The sequence below is a fragment of the Ornithinimicrobium panacihumi genome (assembly GCF_052073805.1).
Classification (GTDB): Bacteria; Actinomycetota; Actinomycetes; order Actinomycetales; family Dermatophilaceae; genus Ornithinicoccus; species Ornithinicoccus panacihumi.
The window spans coordinates 22288-36422 of the sequence record NZ_JBQGWG010000001.1 but is presented as its reverse complement, the minus strand read 5'-3'; the positions used below and the strand labels follow the sequence as shown (position 1 = coordinate 36422).

At 72.3% G+C, this 14135-nt stretch carries 11 protein-coding genes and 1 tRNA gene; 6 read left to right on the top strand and 6 right to left on the bottom strand.

All coding sequences use genetic code 11. The annotated features are described in order from the left end of the window. Positions 1-177 precede the first annotated feature (177 nt). The 4 genes from ACTMMA_RS00160 to ACTMMA_RS00145 all read left to right on the top strand — a co-directional run bounded on the left by ACTMMA_RS00160 (position 178) and on the right by ACTMMA_RS00145 (position 6103). Positions 178-2295, top strand: a complete 2118-nt coding sequence (locus ACTMMA_RS00160) for a TPM domain-containing protein (RefSeq protein WP_441188073.1) — start codon at positions 178-180, stop codon at positions 2293-2295. Between the two features lie 147 nt (positions 2296-2442). Further along, positions 2443-3162, top strand: a complete 720-nt coding sequence (locus ACTMMA_RS00155; RefSeq protein WP_441188072.1) for a PspA/IM30 family protein — start codon at positions 2443-2445, stop codon at positions 3160-3162. A gap of 104 nt (positions 3163-3266) precedes the next feature. Continuing rightward, on the top strand, positions 3267-4931 hold the full coding sequence (locus ACTMMA_RS00150) for a TPM domain-containing protein (protein WP_441188071.1): 1665 nt from the start codon (positions 3267-3269) through the stop codon (positions 4929-4931). Further along, complete coding sequence (locus tag ACTMMA_RS00145) at positions 4931-6103, top strand: TPM domain-containing protein (RefSeq protein WP_441188070.1); 1173 nt, start codon at positions 4931-4933, stop codon at positions 6101-6103. The genes ACTMMA_RS00150 and ACTMMA_RS00145 overlap by 1 nt, the downstream gene beginning before the upstream one ends. Before the next feature lie 101 nt (positions 6104-6204). On the opposite strand, the gene pth is transcribed toward ACTMMA_RS00145, so the two are convergent. From pth to glmU, 4 genes are all read right to left on the bottom strand, one after another. Continuing rightward, the gene (gene pth / locus ACTMMA_RS00140) at positions 6205-6804 is read right to left on the bottom strand and encodes an aminoacyl-tRNA hydrolase (protein ID WP_441188069.1); all 600 of its coding nucleotides are present in this window, start codon (positions 6802-6804) and stop codon (positions 6205-6207) included. A 172-nt stretch (positions 6805-6976) separates the two neighbouring features. Next, a complete protein-coding gene (locus tag ACTMMA_RS00135) occupies positions 6977-7660 on the bottom strand; it encodes a 50S ribosomal protein L25/general stress protein Ctc (protein WP_441188068.1) in 684 nt (227 codons plus the stop codon). Positions 7661-7892: 232 nt separating this feature from the next. Continuing rightward, the gene (locus ACTMMA_RS00130) at positions 7893-8876 is read right to left on the bottom strand and encodes a ribose-phosphate diphosphokinase (RefSeq protein WP_441188067.1); all 984 of its coding nucleotides are present in this window, start codon (positions 8874-8876) and stop codon (positions 7893-7895) included. Next, positions 8876-10426: a bifunctional UDP-N-acetylglucosamine diphosphorylase/glucosamine-1-phosphate N-acetyltransferase GlmU gene (glmU, locus tag ACTMMA_RS00125; RefSeq protein WP_441188430.1), complete on the bottom strand. Its 1551-nt coding sequence runs from the start codon at positions 10424-10426 to the stop codon at positions 8876-8878. Before glmU ends, ACTMMA_RS00130 begins: the two co-directional genes overlap by 1 nt. Before the next feature lie 72 nt (positions 10427-10498). On the opposite strand from glmU, the gene ACTMMA_RS00120 reads away from it, so the two are divergent. Both ACTMMA_RS00120 and ACTMMA_RS00115 read left to right on the top strand, forming a co-directional pair. Then, the gene (locus ACTMMA_RS00120; protein ID WP_441188429.1) at positions 10499-11113 is read left to right on the top strand and encodes a TetR family transcriptional regulator; all 615 of its coding nucleotides are present in this window, start codon (positions 10499-10501) and stop codon (positions 11111-11113) included. Between the two features lie 172 nt (positions 11114-11285). Then, positions 11286-11364 (top strand) — tRNA-Gln (locus ACTMMA_RS00115). A 239-nt stretch (positions 11365-11603) separates the two neighbouring features. On the opposite strand, the gene ACTMMA_RS00110 is transcribed toward ACTMMA_RS00115, so the two are convergent. Together ACTMMA_RS00110 and ACTMMA_RS00105 are read right to left on the bottom strand one after the other, a co-directional pair. Next, positions 11604-12104, bottom strand: a complete 501-nt coding sequence (locus ACTMMA_RS00110; protein ID WP_441188066.1) for a MarR family winged helix-turn-helix transcriptional regulator — start codon at positions 12102-12104, stop codon at positions 11604-11606. Positions 12105-12178: 74 nt separating this feature from the next. Then, positions 12179-14098, bottom strand: coding sequence for an ABC-F family ATP-binding cassette domain-containing protein (locus tag ACTMMA_RS00105; protein WP_441188065.1), 1920 nt, complete (start codon positions 14096-14098; stop codon positions 12179-12181). Positions 14099-14135: the final 37 nt, after the last annotated feature.

Here is a 14135-nt window from a genome sequence, read left to right as displayed (position 1 = left end):
CCGCGCGGACGCAGGGGGAAGTGCGCGCACGGGAGGGGACGCGCCAGGGAGCTGCAGGCGGGGAACCGCAGGGACGTGCTGGACGTCTGGTGGGTGACGCGTGCCATGCTGTGGGCCGGGCCCACGCGCCGCTCCGGTGGACGCGCGGGAGATCGTTCAGGGAGGATCGCAGACGTGATGACCACCAGTGCCCGCACCGTCCGACGTCCGTGGGGACCGGCCGCCGCCCTCGTCGCGGCCGTCGCCGCCGCCCCGTTGCTGGTCGCTGCGCCGGCGTCGGCCGAGGAGCCGCTCAACCTGTCCGGGCCCGTCTACGACGCCGCCGACGTGCTCTCCGACGCCGAGGAGCAGGAGGCGGTCCAGCAGATCGAGCAGCTGCGCGAGGAGACGGGGCTGCAGCTCTTCGTCGCCTACGTCGACACCTTCGAGGACGCCTCCGGTGCCGGCGTCAACGGCGAGACCTGGGCCGAGCTCACCGCCCAGGAGTCCGGGATGGGCCACGGTGACCTGTTGCTGGCCGTGGCGGTCGAGGACCGCTTCTACGGCGTGGGCGACGTCGGCGAGACGTTGAGCATGGACCAGCTGCGCAACGTGCAGGGCGAGGACATCGAGCCCGCGCTCGGCCAGGACGACTGGGCCGGCGCCATCACCGGAGCGGTCGATGGCTTCGCGCGCGAGCACGCTTCCGTCTCCGACGGCTCCGGGGGCGCCCTGGGGCCGGGCGGCGGCTACCGCCCCGACAACGGGCCGGTCTACCAGGACAGCAACGACGGCTTCGGTATGGGGCTGCCCGTCCTGTTCTTCGCCGCGCCGGTCGTCCTGTTCGCCGGCAGCGGCCTGATCAACGCGATGTCCCGCCGCAAGCGCCGCCCCTCGGGCGGGGCCACCGTGCCCGCCTCGGCCCAGCGCGTCGGCCTGCAGGACCTCCAGCGCCAGGCCGCCGAGGCGCTGGTCGGGATGGACAACGCCGTGCGCTCCGCGGAGGAGGAGCTGGCCTTCGCGGAGGCCCAGTTCGGCACGCAGCGGACCGAGCAGTTCCGGGGCGTCCTGGAGCAGGCCAAGGCCTCGGCCAAGGAGGCCTTCTCCCTGCGCCAGCAGCTGGACGACGACCAGAAGGAGCCTGAGGACGTCGAGCGCAGCATGCTCGCCCGCATCATCGAGCTGACCGGGTCCTCCCGCCGCACCCTGGACCAGCACACCCAGGAGTTCGCGACCCTGCGCTCCCTGCAGGACCGGGCGCCGCAGTTCCTCAAGGAGCTCGGCACCCGCCTGGCGGAGACCCGGGAGCGCCTCCCCGTCGCCGAGCAGGAGCTGCGCGGCCTCCAGGCCCGCCACCCCGCCGAGGCTCTGGTCACGGTCCGCGAGCACCACGCCCAGGCGGGCAACCTGCTCGACTCCGCCGACGGCTTCATCCGGGCCGGCAACCAGTCCCTGGAGCGGGACGACCGGGCCTCGGCCGTGGCCGCCGCCCGAGCCGCCGAGGAGGCGATGGGCCAGGCCGCCACGCTGATGGACCAGATCTCCCGCGCGGACGCCGACCTGGCCAACTCCGCCGAGGAGCTGTCCAAGCGGGTCGCCTCGATCACCAGCGACCTGCAGGACGTGACGCGGCTGGCTCCCCGTGAGCCGGTCATCGCCCAGGCCGCCGACCGCGCCCGCAAGGCGGTCGAGGAGGCCCAGGCCGCCCGCACCTCCGGTGACCCCCTTAAGGCGCTGGCGGAGCTGGACGCGGCCGAGCACGACCTCGACACCCTCCTGCAGCCGATGCGCGACGCCGAGGCCCACCTGACCAAGATGCGCGAGAACTTCACCCAGCGCGTCTCCCGTGTCGGCGCCCGCCTGCGTAGCATCAACGAGACCATCTCGGCCCGCCGCGGTGCCGTGAGCAGCGGGGCCCGCACCCGGATCTCCGAGGCGCTGCGCGTCTTCGACGAGGCGCAGCGCGTGAGCCAGAGCGACCCGAACGCCGCGATGGGTCTACTCACCCGCGCCGAGCAGCTCGGCGAGCAGGCCCTCACCGAGGCCCAGAACGACCTGTCCTCCTGGGGCGGCTCGGGCGGCTTCGGCGGCGGCTACGGGCGGGGCTACGGCAACCGCTCCGCCGGCATCGACCCGTGGTCGGTGATCCTCGGCGGCCTGATCCTGGGCGGAGGCAACCGTGGCGGAGGCCACCACCACTCCGGAGGCTGGGGCGGGGGCGGCGGCTTCGGCGGCAGCTTCGGCGGCGGAGGTGGCTTCAGCGGCGGCGGCTTCGGCGGTGGCGGCGGAGGCAACTTCAGCGGCGGCCGCTTCTGACCACGCCCCCGGACCCGAGACCGGGCGAGAGGCACCTCATACCCCACCTAGACCGACCGGACCACGAGACCACCTGGACGCACGACCACCCACCCAACCGATCGCAGGACCAGCCGCCACCCGGCGGGGAACCGAAAGGAACCGAGCATGACCCAGAAGCAGACGATCCTCGGACGCATCAGCCAGCTCACCCGGGCTAACATCAACGCCCTGCTGGACCGCGCCGAGGACCCGGAGAAGATGCTGGACCAGCTCATCCGGGACTACACCAACAGCATCGCCGAGGCCGAGGAGGCCGTGGCCCAGACCATCGCCAACGTGCGGATGGCCGAGTCCGACCTGCAGGCCGACCGCGACGCCGTCGCCGAGTGGGGCCGCAAGGCCGCCGCGGCCTCCAAGAAGGCCGAGGAGATGCGTGGGGCCGGTGACCCGGACGGCGCCTTCAAGTTCGACGACCTGGCCCGCGTGGCGCTGGGCCGTCAGATCCAGCACGAGAACGACATCAAGAACGCCGAGCCGACGATCGCCCAGCAGAACGCCACGGTCGAGCAGCTCAAGGCCGGCCTGACCACGATGAAGACCAAGCTGGAGGACCTCAAGTCCCGTCGCGGCACGCTCGTGGCCCGCGCCCGTTCGGTCGAGGCGCAGGAGAAGGTCCAGGACGCGATGTCCTCCATCGACGTCATGGACCCCAGCAGCGACCTGGCCCGCTGGGAGGACAGCATCCGCAAGCAGGAGGCGATGGTCGCCGGTCGCGCCGAGGCGCAGGCCACCAGCCTGGAGGACCAGTTCGCCGAGCTGCAGGACAGCAGCGACCAGTCCGAGATCGAGGCGCGCCTGCAGCAGCTCAAGGGCAACCAGGGCTGAGCGGCCCGCGCACGAGCATGGAGCGGCCGCGTCACCCTCGCGGTGGCGCGGCCGCTCCGTGACCGCCGGTCGGGGACGGCCGGCGGGGGAGGAAGGGGAGCCAGGTGGATCTGGTGAAGAGGTATGCGGCGGCGCTGGGCGTCGCGGCCACGCTCGGCCTGGGAGGGGTGCCGGGCGGGGTGACGCCGGCACCGACGGTGCCGGCCGCCGTGGCCGAGCCACCACGGGACCTGGAGGGCCGGCTGACCGACGCCAGCGACGTGCTGGACGCCGCCGAGGAGTCCGAGATCCGGGCCGCGCTGGACGCGCTGGACGCCGAGCGCGACATCGACCTGCACGTGGTCTTCGTGGACAGCTTCGACGGGTTGACCGGCCCGCAGTGGGCGCGGTCGACCTTCGAGACCAGCGGCCTGGGCTACGGCTCGGTCGTCTTCGCCGTGGCCGTGGAGGACCGGGTCTACGGCTATCACGAGGACACCGCGGTCAGCACCGAGTGGGCCGCGGAGATTGCCAGCGGCAAGGTCGAGCCCGAGCTGCGTGACGACCGGTGGGCCGGTGCCGCGCTGGCGGTCGCCGACGGCTACCGGCACGACTCGGAGCCCTTCCCCTGGGGGCTGTTCGGCGGGATCTGGGCCGGCGTTCTGGGGGTCGTGGGAGCGCCCTGGCTCTACTTCTGGCGCAAGTCCGTCGGCTCCCGGCGCGAGGAGGAGGACGACGTCATCCGCCGGCGCGGCGTGCTCGCGACCAAGGTGGTGGCGCTGGAGGAGCTGTCCGGCACCGCCGCGACCGAGGCCGACTTCGCGGCCGCCGACCTGGGCGAGCAGGAAGAGGGCCGGCTCCGGACCCAGGCCCGGGAGACCGCCGACGTCATCGGTGCCACCGCCTCCACGCTGGAGCACCTGCCCTCCGAGCCCGCCCGCCGCGCCCCCAAGAAGGATGACCTGAAGAAGTGGCGCAAGAGGCTGTCCCGCTACGAGGGCAAGGTCAACGAGGCCCATGACACGCTGACCGCAGCCGTCGACAGAGTCCGTGCCGCCCGCGAGCTGATCGAGGATCCGGGGCTGCTGACCGCGCTCTCCGAGCGGGTCGAGACTCTCCGCACCCAGTCCGTGGACACCCGGGAGCTGCACCGTGCCCCTGGCCCCCACCCGGCCTGGCTGGTCAAGCGCCTGGTCCACCTGCTGGACATGGTCGACCTCAACATCTCCGCCTCGGCCAAGGGGCTGACCTCGGCGACCAGCTCCCTGGAGAACGGCAGGGCCGCGGACGCCGGGGTGGCCTGGCGCTCCGCCCAACGCGACTTCGGGGACGCCGAGGCCCTCCTGGCGAAGGTGGCCGACCCCGAGCGCGTCGGGCGGGAGGCGCTGGAGGAGATCGAGCCGCACTTCAAGGAGCTGGAGGACCTGGTCGTCCGCGGCTACGAGGAGCTCCACCAGCACGACGACTACGTCAAGAACGCTCACAAGGTCAAGCGGGGCAAGGAGTGGGAGACCCGGGACCGGGCCCACCTGGCCGGGGTCCTCGACGAGGCCGACCGCCTCATCGTGGCCGGCCCCACGATGGAGGTCGATCCCGTCGAGCAGGCGGCCAGCGTCGAGCACGCGCTGCGCAACGTCAACCGCGAGATGACGCCCTATCTCACGCTCTCCAAGGCCCTGGCCGACCTGCGGGCCCGCAGCAGCTCCTCCGGGGGCAGCTCCGGCGGCGGTGGTGGCGGAGGCGGGGGCGGCGGAGGCGGCTCCTCCAGCTCCGGCGGGGGCAGGTTCTGATGCGCGGCAGATCTCGCCGACCCGTGGCCGTCCTCGCGGGGACCGCGACGCTCCTGGGTGGGCTGCTGACCGCCTCACCGGCGCTGACCACCTCCCCGGCGCTGGCCGCTGCCCCGGAGCGGCTGGCCGAGGAGCTGACCGACCGGGCCGGCGCGTTGTCCCCCGGTGCCGTCGAGGAGATCGAGGCGGCCCAGGACCGGTTGGTCGACGACCTGGGGCTGCAGCTGTTCGTGGTGGTCGTCGACGACTTCGACGGGCAGTCACCTCAGAGCTGGATGGCCGAGACCGCCCGGCTGTCCCAGCTCGGCGACCAGGATCTCCTGCTCGCCGTCACCGTCGACGGGCAGCAGCTGGAGCTCCGCGCCCCCGAGGGCAGTCGTCTCGACCAGGGGCGCGTCCGGACGCTGCAGTCGCAGGGTCGGGAGGCGCTCGCGGCCGGTGACGTCGACCGCGCGGTGACGACGGTGGCCGACGGGCTGGTGGACTCCCAGCGTCTCTCCTCCTCCGACCGTGCCGCGCGCACCCTGTGGTGGACCCTCGGGATCGGCGCGGTCCTCGCGGCGGCAGCGACCGTGGCCCTCGTCCTGTGGCGCCGGGCCCGCGCCCGCACCCGGGCGGCCGAGGACCTCGCCCGGGCCCGCGAGCTGGCTCGTGAGCACGGGACGCTGGCCGTCGCCCTCGACGACGCCCTCGCGGCGGCAGAGCTGGAGGTGGGCTTCGCCGGGGCCGAGTTCGACCCGCCGCTGATCGCCTCGATGTCCGAGACGGTCTCGGGCGCGCGCGACCAGGGTCTGGAGGGTCACCGCCGACGCGGCGCGGTCGTCTCCGGTCCCGTGGACGAACCCCACTGGCTCGTCGCGCCGGCCCGCGCCCGGGAGGAGCTCGAGTCCGTCGTCGACCTGACCCGCGCGGCGCTGGAGCGGGTCGGAACGATCCCGGCCGGCCTCGACGCCCTCCGCCACCAGAGCGACCTCGTGCCCACGCGCGTCCAGGGCCTGCGGGAGCTGGCCGCCCGGCCGGGCCGCTCCCCCGAGGTGCAGGCACAAGTGGCCCAGCTGCTCGACCGCGCCCAGGCCGACGTCGACGCAGGCCGGCCGGAGGCCGCGCTCATCCCCCTGCAGACCGTCGTCGCGCTCCTCGGGCCGGACGAGGACGCCCACCCTCACGCCTAGCGTCGGACAGGCGGACGCTCGTCCTCACGCCGGGCGTCGGACGGACGACTGCCCTCGCCACGAGCGGCGGATGACGGCCCAGCACCCTCCTCGTGCCGTGGTCAGCGCGAGTGGAAGCGCTGCTGAGCGGCCTCCAGGCCCAGGTGCACGAGGTCCTCGACCGCGTCCACGCCGTCACCGACGAGCAGCTCGGTCTCGACCTTGTCCCTGGTGGGGAAGTCGGAGAGCACGTAGTCGGCAGGGTCCTGGCGCCCCGGCGGGCGACCGATCCCCAGACGCACCCGCAGGTAGTCCTTGCTGCCCAGCGACTGGCTGATCGAGCGCAGGCCGTTGTGGCCGCCCTCGCCCCCGCCGCGCTTGAGGCGCACCTGCCCCGGCTCGATGTCGAGCTCGTCGTGCACGACGACGATCTGCTCCAGCGGGATCTTGTAGAACTTCGCCAGCCCGGCTACCGGCCCGCCGGAGACGTTCATGTAGGTCATCGGCTGGGCGATGACGGCCCTCGGTCCGGGCAGCCCACCCGGTGCCGTGCCCAGCCGGATCTCGGCGGCCCAGGCGCGCGCCGCCTTGTGCTGCTTCAGCGTGGCCCCCGCGGCGTGGGCCTGCTCGGCGACGACCATCGCACCGATGTTGTGCCGGTTGCCGGCGTACTTCGGCCCGGGATTGCCCAGTCCGACGATCAGCCAGGGCGAGGTGTCCATCTCGGGCGGACCTTTCGTTCGTCTCGTTCACGTCGTGCAGGTAGGCGCGGCCCACGCCAGGGTATGCGGTGCCTCACGCGACGCGGCCACGTCCCCTCGGGCGTGGTGCCCGGGGCGGACGTGGCCGCGTCGTGAAGCAGGTGTGGAGCAGGTGCGGGAGGACCCGCGAGGATCACTCCTCGGTCTTCTCCTCGGCGCCCTCGCCCTCGGCTGCAGCCTCGTCGCCGTCGCCCTCGGCAGCCTCGTCCTCGGGGGTGTCGGCCTCGATGCCGGCCTCGGCCTCGGCCTCGGCGAGCTCGGCCTCCAGGGCCTCCTCGGAGATGGCCTGGGCGACGTTGACGACCAGGGCCTCGGGGTCGGTGACCAGGGTGACGCCCGCGGGCAGCTCGACCTCGCCGGCCAGGATCTGCGTGCCGGCCTCCAGGCCCTCGACCGAGACGGTGAAGGACTCGGGGATGCTCAGCGCGTCGGCCTCGACGGTCAGCTCGGTCTGGTCGGTGGTGACGACGGTCTCCGGAGCGGCCTCGCCCTCGACGTGGACCGCGATGTCGACGGTGACCTTCTCGCCGCGACGCACGATGACGAGGTCGACGTGCTCCAGGGTCCGCTTGATCGGGTCACGCTGGACGTCCTTGGCCAGGGCCAGGTGCTCCTCGCCCTCGACGTCCAGGGTCAGGATGGCGTTGGTCAGACGCAGCGCCAGCATCGCCTCGTGCCCCGGCAGGGAAAGGTGGATCGGGTCGGTGCCGTGGCCGTAGAGGACGGCGGGCACCTTGTCGGCGCGGCGGATGCGGCGGGCAGCGCCCTTGCCGAACTCGGTGCGCTTCTCGGCGGAGATCTTGGTCGTGTCGGACATGCGTCAGGTCACCTTCGTGGTCGGGGTGGTTCAGGGATGGGCCTCGACGCGGGACACGGCACGGTGGGCGTGGTAGGACGGAGGCGCCTGGATCCACCGGGCACGTGGCACCGGGTGGGCGACGCGCTTCGTCGAATCACGGACCCCGCATCGTGCGGTGTCCCTCGCCGAGGCAACCCGAGCAGTCTAGCCCCTGGCGGCGGCCACGGAAAATCGCCTGGACGGAGCCCGCTCAGGCGCGCCCGTCGAACATCGAGGTGACCGAGCCGTCCTCGAAGACCTCGCGGATGGCGCGCGAGATGAGCGGGGCGATCGACAGCTCGGTGATCTTGCCGAGGGCGCGCGCCTCGTCCGACAGCGGCAGGGTGTCGGTGACGATGACCTCGCGGGCGACCGAGTCACGCAGCCGGTCGATGGCCGGGTCGGAGAAGATCGCGTGCGTCGCGGCGACGATGACGCTGGTGGCGCCGTCGGCCATCAGCGCGTCGGCCGCCTGGCAGATGGTGCCGCCGGAGTCGATCATGTCGTCGACCAGGACGCAGGTGCGGCCGGCGACCTCACCGACCACGCGCTTGGCCTCGGTCTGGTTGGGCCGGGTGATGTCGCGGGTCTTGTGGATGAAGGCCAGCGGGACGCCGCCGAGGCGGTTGGACCAGTACTCCGCGACCTTGATCCGGCCGGCGTCGGGCGAGACGACGGCCAGGCTCTCGCCGGCATACTTCTTCTTGACGTAGTCGGCCAGGATCGGCAGCGCCATCAGGTGGTCGACCGGGCCGTCGAAGAAGCCCTGGATCTGCGCGGTGTGCAGGTCGACAGCCATGAGCCGGTCCGCGCCGGCGGTCTTGAACAGGTCGGCCATGAGGCGGGCGGAGATGGGCTCACGGCCGCGGTGCTTCTTGTCCTGACGGGCGTAGCCGTAGAAGGGCAGCACCACGGTGATCCGCTTGGCCGACGCACGCTTGAGCGCGTCCACCATGATCAGCTGCTCCATGATCCACTCGTTGACCGGCGCCGCGTGGCTCTGGATGACGAAGGCGTCGCAGCCGCGCACCGACTCGTCGTAGCGCACGTAGATCTCGCTGTTGGCGAAGGCATAGGCCTGCGTGGGCACCAGCGAGGTCCCGAGGTTGTCGGCGATGGCCTCGGCGAGGCTGCGGTGGGCCCGGCCGGTGAAGACCATCAGGTTCTTCTCCGGAGTGCGGTGGATCCCGGTCATCAGTGCTCCTGGGTGGGGGTGGTGTCGGCGTTCTGGTCTGCGTCAGGTGTCCCGGCGGTCTGCCCGGCCTCGGACTCTTGCGCGGTATGCGGTGCCTCTCCCCCGATCGCGGCCTCCGCCGCGGCGGCGGTCTTCGTCCCGGCGCGGCGGCGGGCGACCCAGCCGTCGACGTTGCGCTGCCGCCCCCTGGCGACGGCGATCTGGCCGGGGCCGACCTCACCGGTGATCGCCGAGCCGGCCGCGACGTAGGCGCCGTCGGCGATGTCGACCGGCGCGACGAGCACGGAGTCGGAGCCGACGAAGCTGTGGCGGCCGACGTGGGTGTGGTGCTTGTTGACGCCGTCGTAGTTGGCAAAGATCGTGCCGGCGCCGATGTTGGCGCCCTCGTCGATGGTGGCGTCGCCGCAGTAGGTCAGGTGCGGCACCTTGGCACCGTCACCGATCTGGGCGTTCTTGGTCTCGACGAACGCGCCGATCTTGCCCTTGGCGCCCAGGACGGTGCCGGGGCGCAGGTAGGAGAAGGGCCCGACGGTGGCGCCGGGGCCGATCGTGGCGAGCTCGGTCTGGGCACGCACCACGCTGGCGCCGTCGGCGACCTCGGTGTCGGTCAGGGTGCTGTCCGGGCCGATCATGGCGTCGGCGCCGATCGTGGTGGCGCCCAGGAGCTGGACGTTGGGGCGGATGACCGTGTCGCGGCCGATGGTGACCTCGGCGTCGATCCAGGTGGTGCCGGGGTCCACGACCGTCACACCCTCGCGCATCCAGTGCTCGACGGTGCGGCGGTTGAGCTCCTTGCCCAGGGTCGCCAGCTGGACCCGGTCGTTGACGCCCTCGGTCTGCCAGAGGTCCTCGACGAGGTGGGCGGCGACCTTGCGGCCGTCGCGGCGGGCGATGGCGACGACGTCGGTGATGTACTTCTCGCCCTGCGCGTTGTCGGTGCCGACCTCGGCCAGCGCCGAGCGCAGGACCTGGGCGTCGAAGGCGTAGATGCCGGAGTTGATCTCGCGGATGTCGACGACGTGGGCGAACTCGCTGCCGGACTCGCGGTGCGCCAGGGCGTCCTTGAACTCCATGATCTGGAGGACATCGCCGGCCTCGTCGCGCACGACCCGGCCGTAGGCCTTGGCGTCGGGCAGCTCGGCGGTGATGACGGTGACGGCGGCGCCCGAGCTCTCGTGCCGCGCGGTCAGGTCGGCGAGGGTCTCGGTGGTCAGCAGCGGGACGTCGCCCATGGTGACCAGCACGGTCCCGGTCAGGTCGGCGGGCAGCGCGTCGAGGCCGCACTCGCAGGCGCGGCCGGTGCCCTTGATCTCGTCCTGGTCGGCGACGATGGCGGTGGGGTCCAGCTCGGCCACGTGGGCGGCGACCTGCTCCCGCTCGTGGCGCACGACCACGGCCAGGTGCTGAGGGGAGACCTGACGGGCGGCGTGCATGGCGTGCCCCAGGAGGGAGCGTCCACCGATGCGGTGCAGAACCTTGGGTGTCGCGGATTTCATCCGGGTCCCCTCGCCGGCGGCGAGGATGATGACTGCTGCGGGATGGTGTGACATCACGCCCCTGACTCTACTTGGCATGATGAGGGGGTGACCTCCTCCCCAGCAAGGACCGCCCGTGGTGCCCGGATGACCGGGCCGCAGCGCCGCCAGCAGCTCATCGAGGTGGGACGTGCGCTCTTCGCGGAGAAAGGCTTCGAGGGGACGACCGTGGAGGAGATCGCGGCCAGCGCCGGCGTCTCCAAGCCGGTGCTCTACGAGCACTTCGGCGGCAAGGAAGGTCTCTACGCCGTCGTCGTGGACCGCGAGATCCAGTCCCTGCTGGGCCAGATCACGGCCGCGCTGACCCAGCCCGAGGGTGCGCCGCAGCACGCCCGCACCCTGCTCGAGGCGGCGGCAATGGCGCTGCTGGACTACATCGAGACCTCCACCGACGGCTTCCGCATCCTGGTGCGCGACTCCCCACCCGGCCAGTCGACCGGTTCCTTCGCCAGCCTGATCAGCGACATCGCCAGCCAGGTCGAGCACATCCTGGCCGCTGAGTTCCGGCGCCGGAAGCTCGACCCCAAGACCGCTCCCCTCTACGCCCAGATGCTCGTCGGCATGGTCGCGATCCCCGGCGGCTGGTGGCTCGACTCCCGCAGGATGAAGAAGGAGGACGTCGCCGCCCACCTGGTCAACCTGGCCTGGAACGGGCTGGCTGGCATGGAGGCCAAGCCAGCCCTGCGCACGATCTCCCGCTGAACGTCCAGCGTGCCGGGCCTTGGCCTCCCGCTCGCTGAACGTCCAGCGTGCCGGGCCTTCCCTCCCGCTGAGCGTCCACGGCCTCCTCGCCTGCTCGTGGGAGGACCCGTGCGGCGGGCGAGTCGGGGGTCGGGCCGCACGTGTCCTAGGCTTGTCGGGTCCTGCGGGACGTTCCCCGGTTGCTCTGCTGGTAGGGGCCGCCTGACTTTGAATCAGGATTAGCGACGCAGGTTCGATTCCTGCCCGGGGAGCCCTGTGATGTCGCACGACATCGGAATGGGCCGGCATCGTCGCTGAGTGCTCCGTCAGCCGACAAGTGATCCGCAGCCGAAAGGTGATCCGGCGACCGGAAAGTGCTCCGTCAGTCGACAAGTGATCCGTCAGCCGGAAAGTGATCCGTCAGCCGGAAAGAACCGGACGACCGATCACTTTCCGGCCGATGGTTAGAGACTGCTGGCAGGTTTCCCGGTCGCGGGGGACTTCTCGGGCGTCAGCCCTCGAAAGCCACCAGCAACCGCTTGAGATGGCCGGCAAGATCGGCGCGGTCGGCCGCACCCAGGGCCGCGAGCATCTCCCGCTCACCGACGAGCAGGGACTCCATCGCCTCGTCGACGACCTGCCGCCCCTGGGGGGTGAGGGTGACGATGACGGCACGGCGGTCGGTCGGCGACGCCTGGCGGGTCACCAGGCTCCGGTCGGCCAGACGGTCGAGCCGGTTGGTCATCGTCCCGCTCGTGACCAAGGTCTGCCGCAGCAGCTCACCAGGGGTCATCTGATAGGGCTCCCCCGAGCGCCGCAGCGCCGACAGCACGTCGAACTCCCAGGACTCCAGACCCTGCTCGGCGAAGGCCTGCCGCCGCGCGATGTCGAGGTGGCGGGCGAGCCGGGAGACGCGGGAGAGGACCTCCAGCGGGGCGACGTCGAGGTCGGGCCGCTCCCGGCGCCAGGCCGCGACGACTCCGTCGACGTCGTCGTGCTGACCCTGGCTCATGAACCCAGCGTAGACCCGTCGAGATTCTCGACGTCAAGACATCGCGCCGGCGACGACGAGGCCGAGGCCGAGGCTCACTCCACGATCTCGGAGGCCTCCAGCCACTCCAGCTCCAGGGCCTCCTCCTGGGCGCCCAGCTCGGCCAGCTGCGCGGTGAGCTCGGTCAACCGCGTCGGGTCGGTGGCTGCCGTGGCCATCTCCTCGTGCAGCCGGGCCTCCTGGGTATGCAGCTTGTCGAGGGCCTTCTCCACCCGCGCCAGGGTCTTGCGGGCCTCGCGCACCTGGGCGGCCGAGGCGCCAGATGTCGTGGCCGAGGAGGCAGATGCCGAGGCCGAGGCGCCAGGTGCCGTGGCCGAGGCGGCTGCGCGCGAGGTCCCGGACGACGTCGCCGACGACCCGGCCGCGGCACCGGACCCGCAGGCACGGGCGGCACCAGACCCGCCGGCACTGGAGACCCGGGCTCGCCGCAGCTCGAGATATTGCTCCACCCCGCCCGGCAGGTCGCGCAGCGCCTCGTCACCCAGCAGCGCGACCTGGCGGTCGGTCATCCGCTCGAGCAGGTAGCGGTCGTGGGAGACCACGATCAGCGTGCCGGCCCAGCCGTCGAGCACGTCCTCCATCGAGGTCAGGGTGTCGATGTCGAGGTCGTTGGTCGGCTCGTCGAGCATGAGCACGTTGGGCTCGTCCATGAGCAGCCGCACGAACTGCAGCCGTCGCCGCTCGCCCCCGGACAGGTCCCCGACCCGCGACTGCTGCCGCCCGCCGGTGAAACCCAGCCGCTGCGCCAACGAGCTCGCCGCGACCTCCTTGCCGCCGATCACAGTGAACTGCCGCACCTCGGTGATCGCGTCGATGACCGTCCAGCCGGCGACGCGGTCCAGCTCGCGCAGCTCCTGGCTCAGGCAGGCGATCTTGACGGTCTTGCCGGTCTTGAGCTTGCCGGCCGCCAGCGGGTGCTGCCCCTGCAGGACCCGCAGCAGCGTCGACTTCCCGGCGCCGTTGACCCCGACGATCCCGTAACGGTCGCCCGGCCCGATCCGCCAGGTCACCTTCTCCAGCAGCGTGCGGTCCCCCACCTTCACGGTCGCGTCGAGCAGGTCGAGCACGTCCTTGCCGAGGCGGGTCGTGGCGAAGCGCACCAGCTCCACGGAGTCGCGCGGCGCGGGCTCACCGGCGATGAGGGCGTTGGCCGCCTCGATCCGGAACTTCGGCTTGCTCGTGCGCGCCGGTGCGCCGCGGCGCAGCCAGGCCAGCTCCTTGCGGGCCAGGTTGGCGCGCCGCTCCTCAGTGGCCTGCGCGACGCGGGCGCGCTCCACCTTGGCCAGGACGTATGCCGCATACCCTCCGTCGTAGAAGTGCACCTGGCCGTCGGTGACCTCCCAGGTCCGCGTCGAGACGGCGTCGAGGAACCACCGGTCGTGGGTGACGACCACCAGCGCGTTGCCGGGCCTCGGCCTCCGGCCGCTGAGGTATGTGGCGAGCCAGGCGACGCCTTCGACGTCCAGGTGGTTGGTGGGCTCGTCGAGCACGAGCAGGTCCGGGTCCTGCACCAGGAGCGCGGCCAGGGCCAGGCGTCGTCGCTCGCCGCCGGACATGGGGCCGACCTGCCGGCCCCACCCACCGAGGGCGGGTGCGTCGGTGCCGCCGAGGAGGCCGGTGAGGATCTCGCGGACGCGGGCGTCGCCGGCCCACTCGTGCTCGGCCAGGTCGCCGAGGACGACCTCGCCGACGGTCGCGGCGGGGTCGAGCTCGTCGGTCTGGCCCAGCATCCCGACGGTCAGCCCGCCGGTGCGGATGACCCGTCCCGCGTCGAGCTGGCGGGTGCCCACGATCACGCCGAGCAGGCTGCTCTTGCCGCCGCCGTTGCGGCCGACGACACCGATGCGGTCGCCGTCGGCGACGCCGAGGGAGACGTCGTCGAGGAGCACCTGGGTGCCGGCCACGAGCCGCGCCCGGTCGAGGGTGACCAGGCTCGCCGCCTGGGCGCCTGCCATCAGCGGACCCCCGGTGAGGAGATCCGCATACCTGCGC

Coding starts and splice junctions, on each gene's coding strand:
- ACTMMA_RS00160 (WP_441188073.1), top strand. CDS start 178: ATGACCACCAGTGCCCGCACCGTCCGACGTCCGTGGGGACCGGCCGCC.
- ACTMMA_RS00155 (WP_441188072.1), top strand. CDS start 2,443: ATGACCCAGAAGCAGACGATCCTCGGACGCATCAGCCAGCTCACCCGG.
- ACTMMA_RS00145 (WP_441188070.1), top strand. CDS start 4,931: ATGCGCGGCAGATCTCGCCGACCCGTGGCCGTCCTCGCGGGGACCGCG.
- pth (WP_441188069.1), bottom strand. CDS start 6,804: ATGGACACCTCGCCCTGGCTGATCGTCGGACTGGGCAATCCCGGGCCG.
- ACTMMA_RS00135 (WP_441188068.1), bottom strand. CDS start 7,660: ATGTCCGACACGACCAAGATCTCCGCCGAGAAGCGCACCGAGTTCGGC.
- ACTMMA_RS00130 (WP_441188067.1), bottom strand. CDS start 8,876: ATGACCGGGATCCACCGCACTCCGGAGAAGAACCTGATGGTCTTCACC.
- glmU (WP_441188430.1), bottom strand. CDS start 10,426: ATGTCACACCATCCCGCAGCAGTCATCATCCTCGCCGCCGGCGAGGGG.
- ACTMMA_RS00120 (WP_441188429.1), top strand. CDS start 10,499: ATGACCGGGCCGCAGCGCCGCCAGCAGCTCATCGAGGTGGGACGTGCG.
- ACTMMA_RS00110 (WP_441188066.1), bottom strand. CDS start 12,104: ATGAGCCAGGGTCAGCACGACGACGTCGACGGAGTCGTCGCGGCCTGG.
- ACTMMA_RS00105 (WP_441188065.1), bottom strand. CDS start 14,098: ATGGCAGGCGCCCAGGCGGCGAGCCTGGTCACCCTCGACCGGGCGCGG.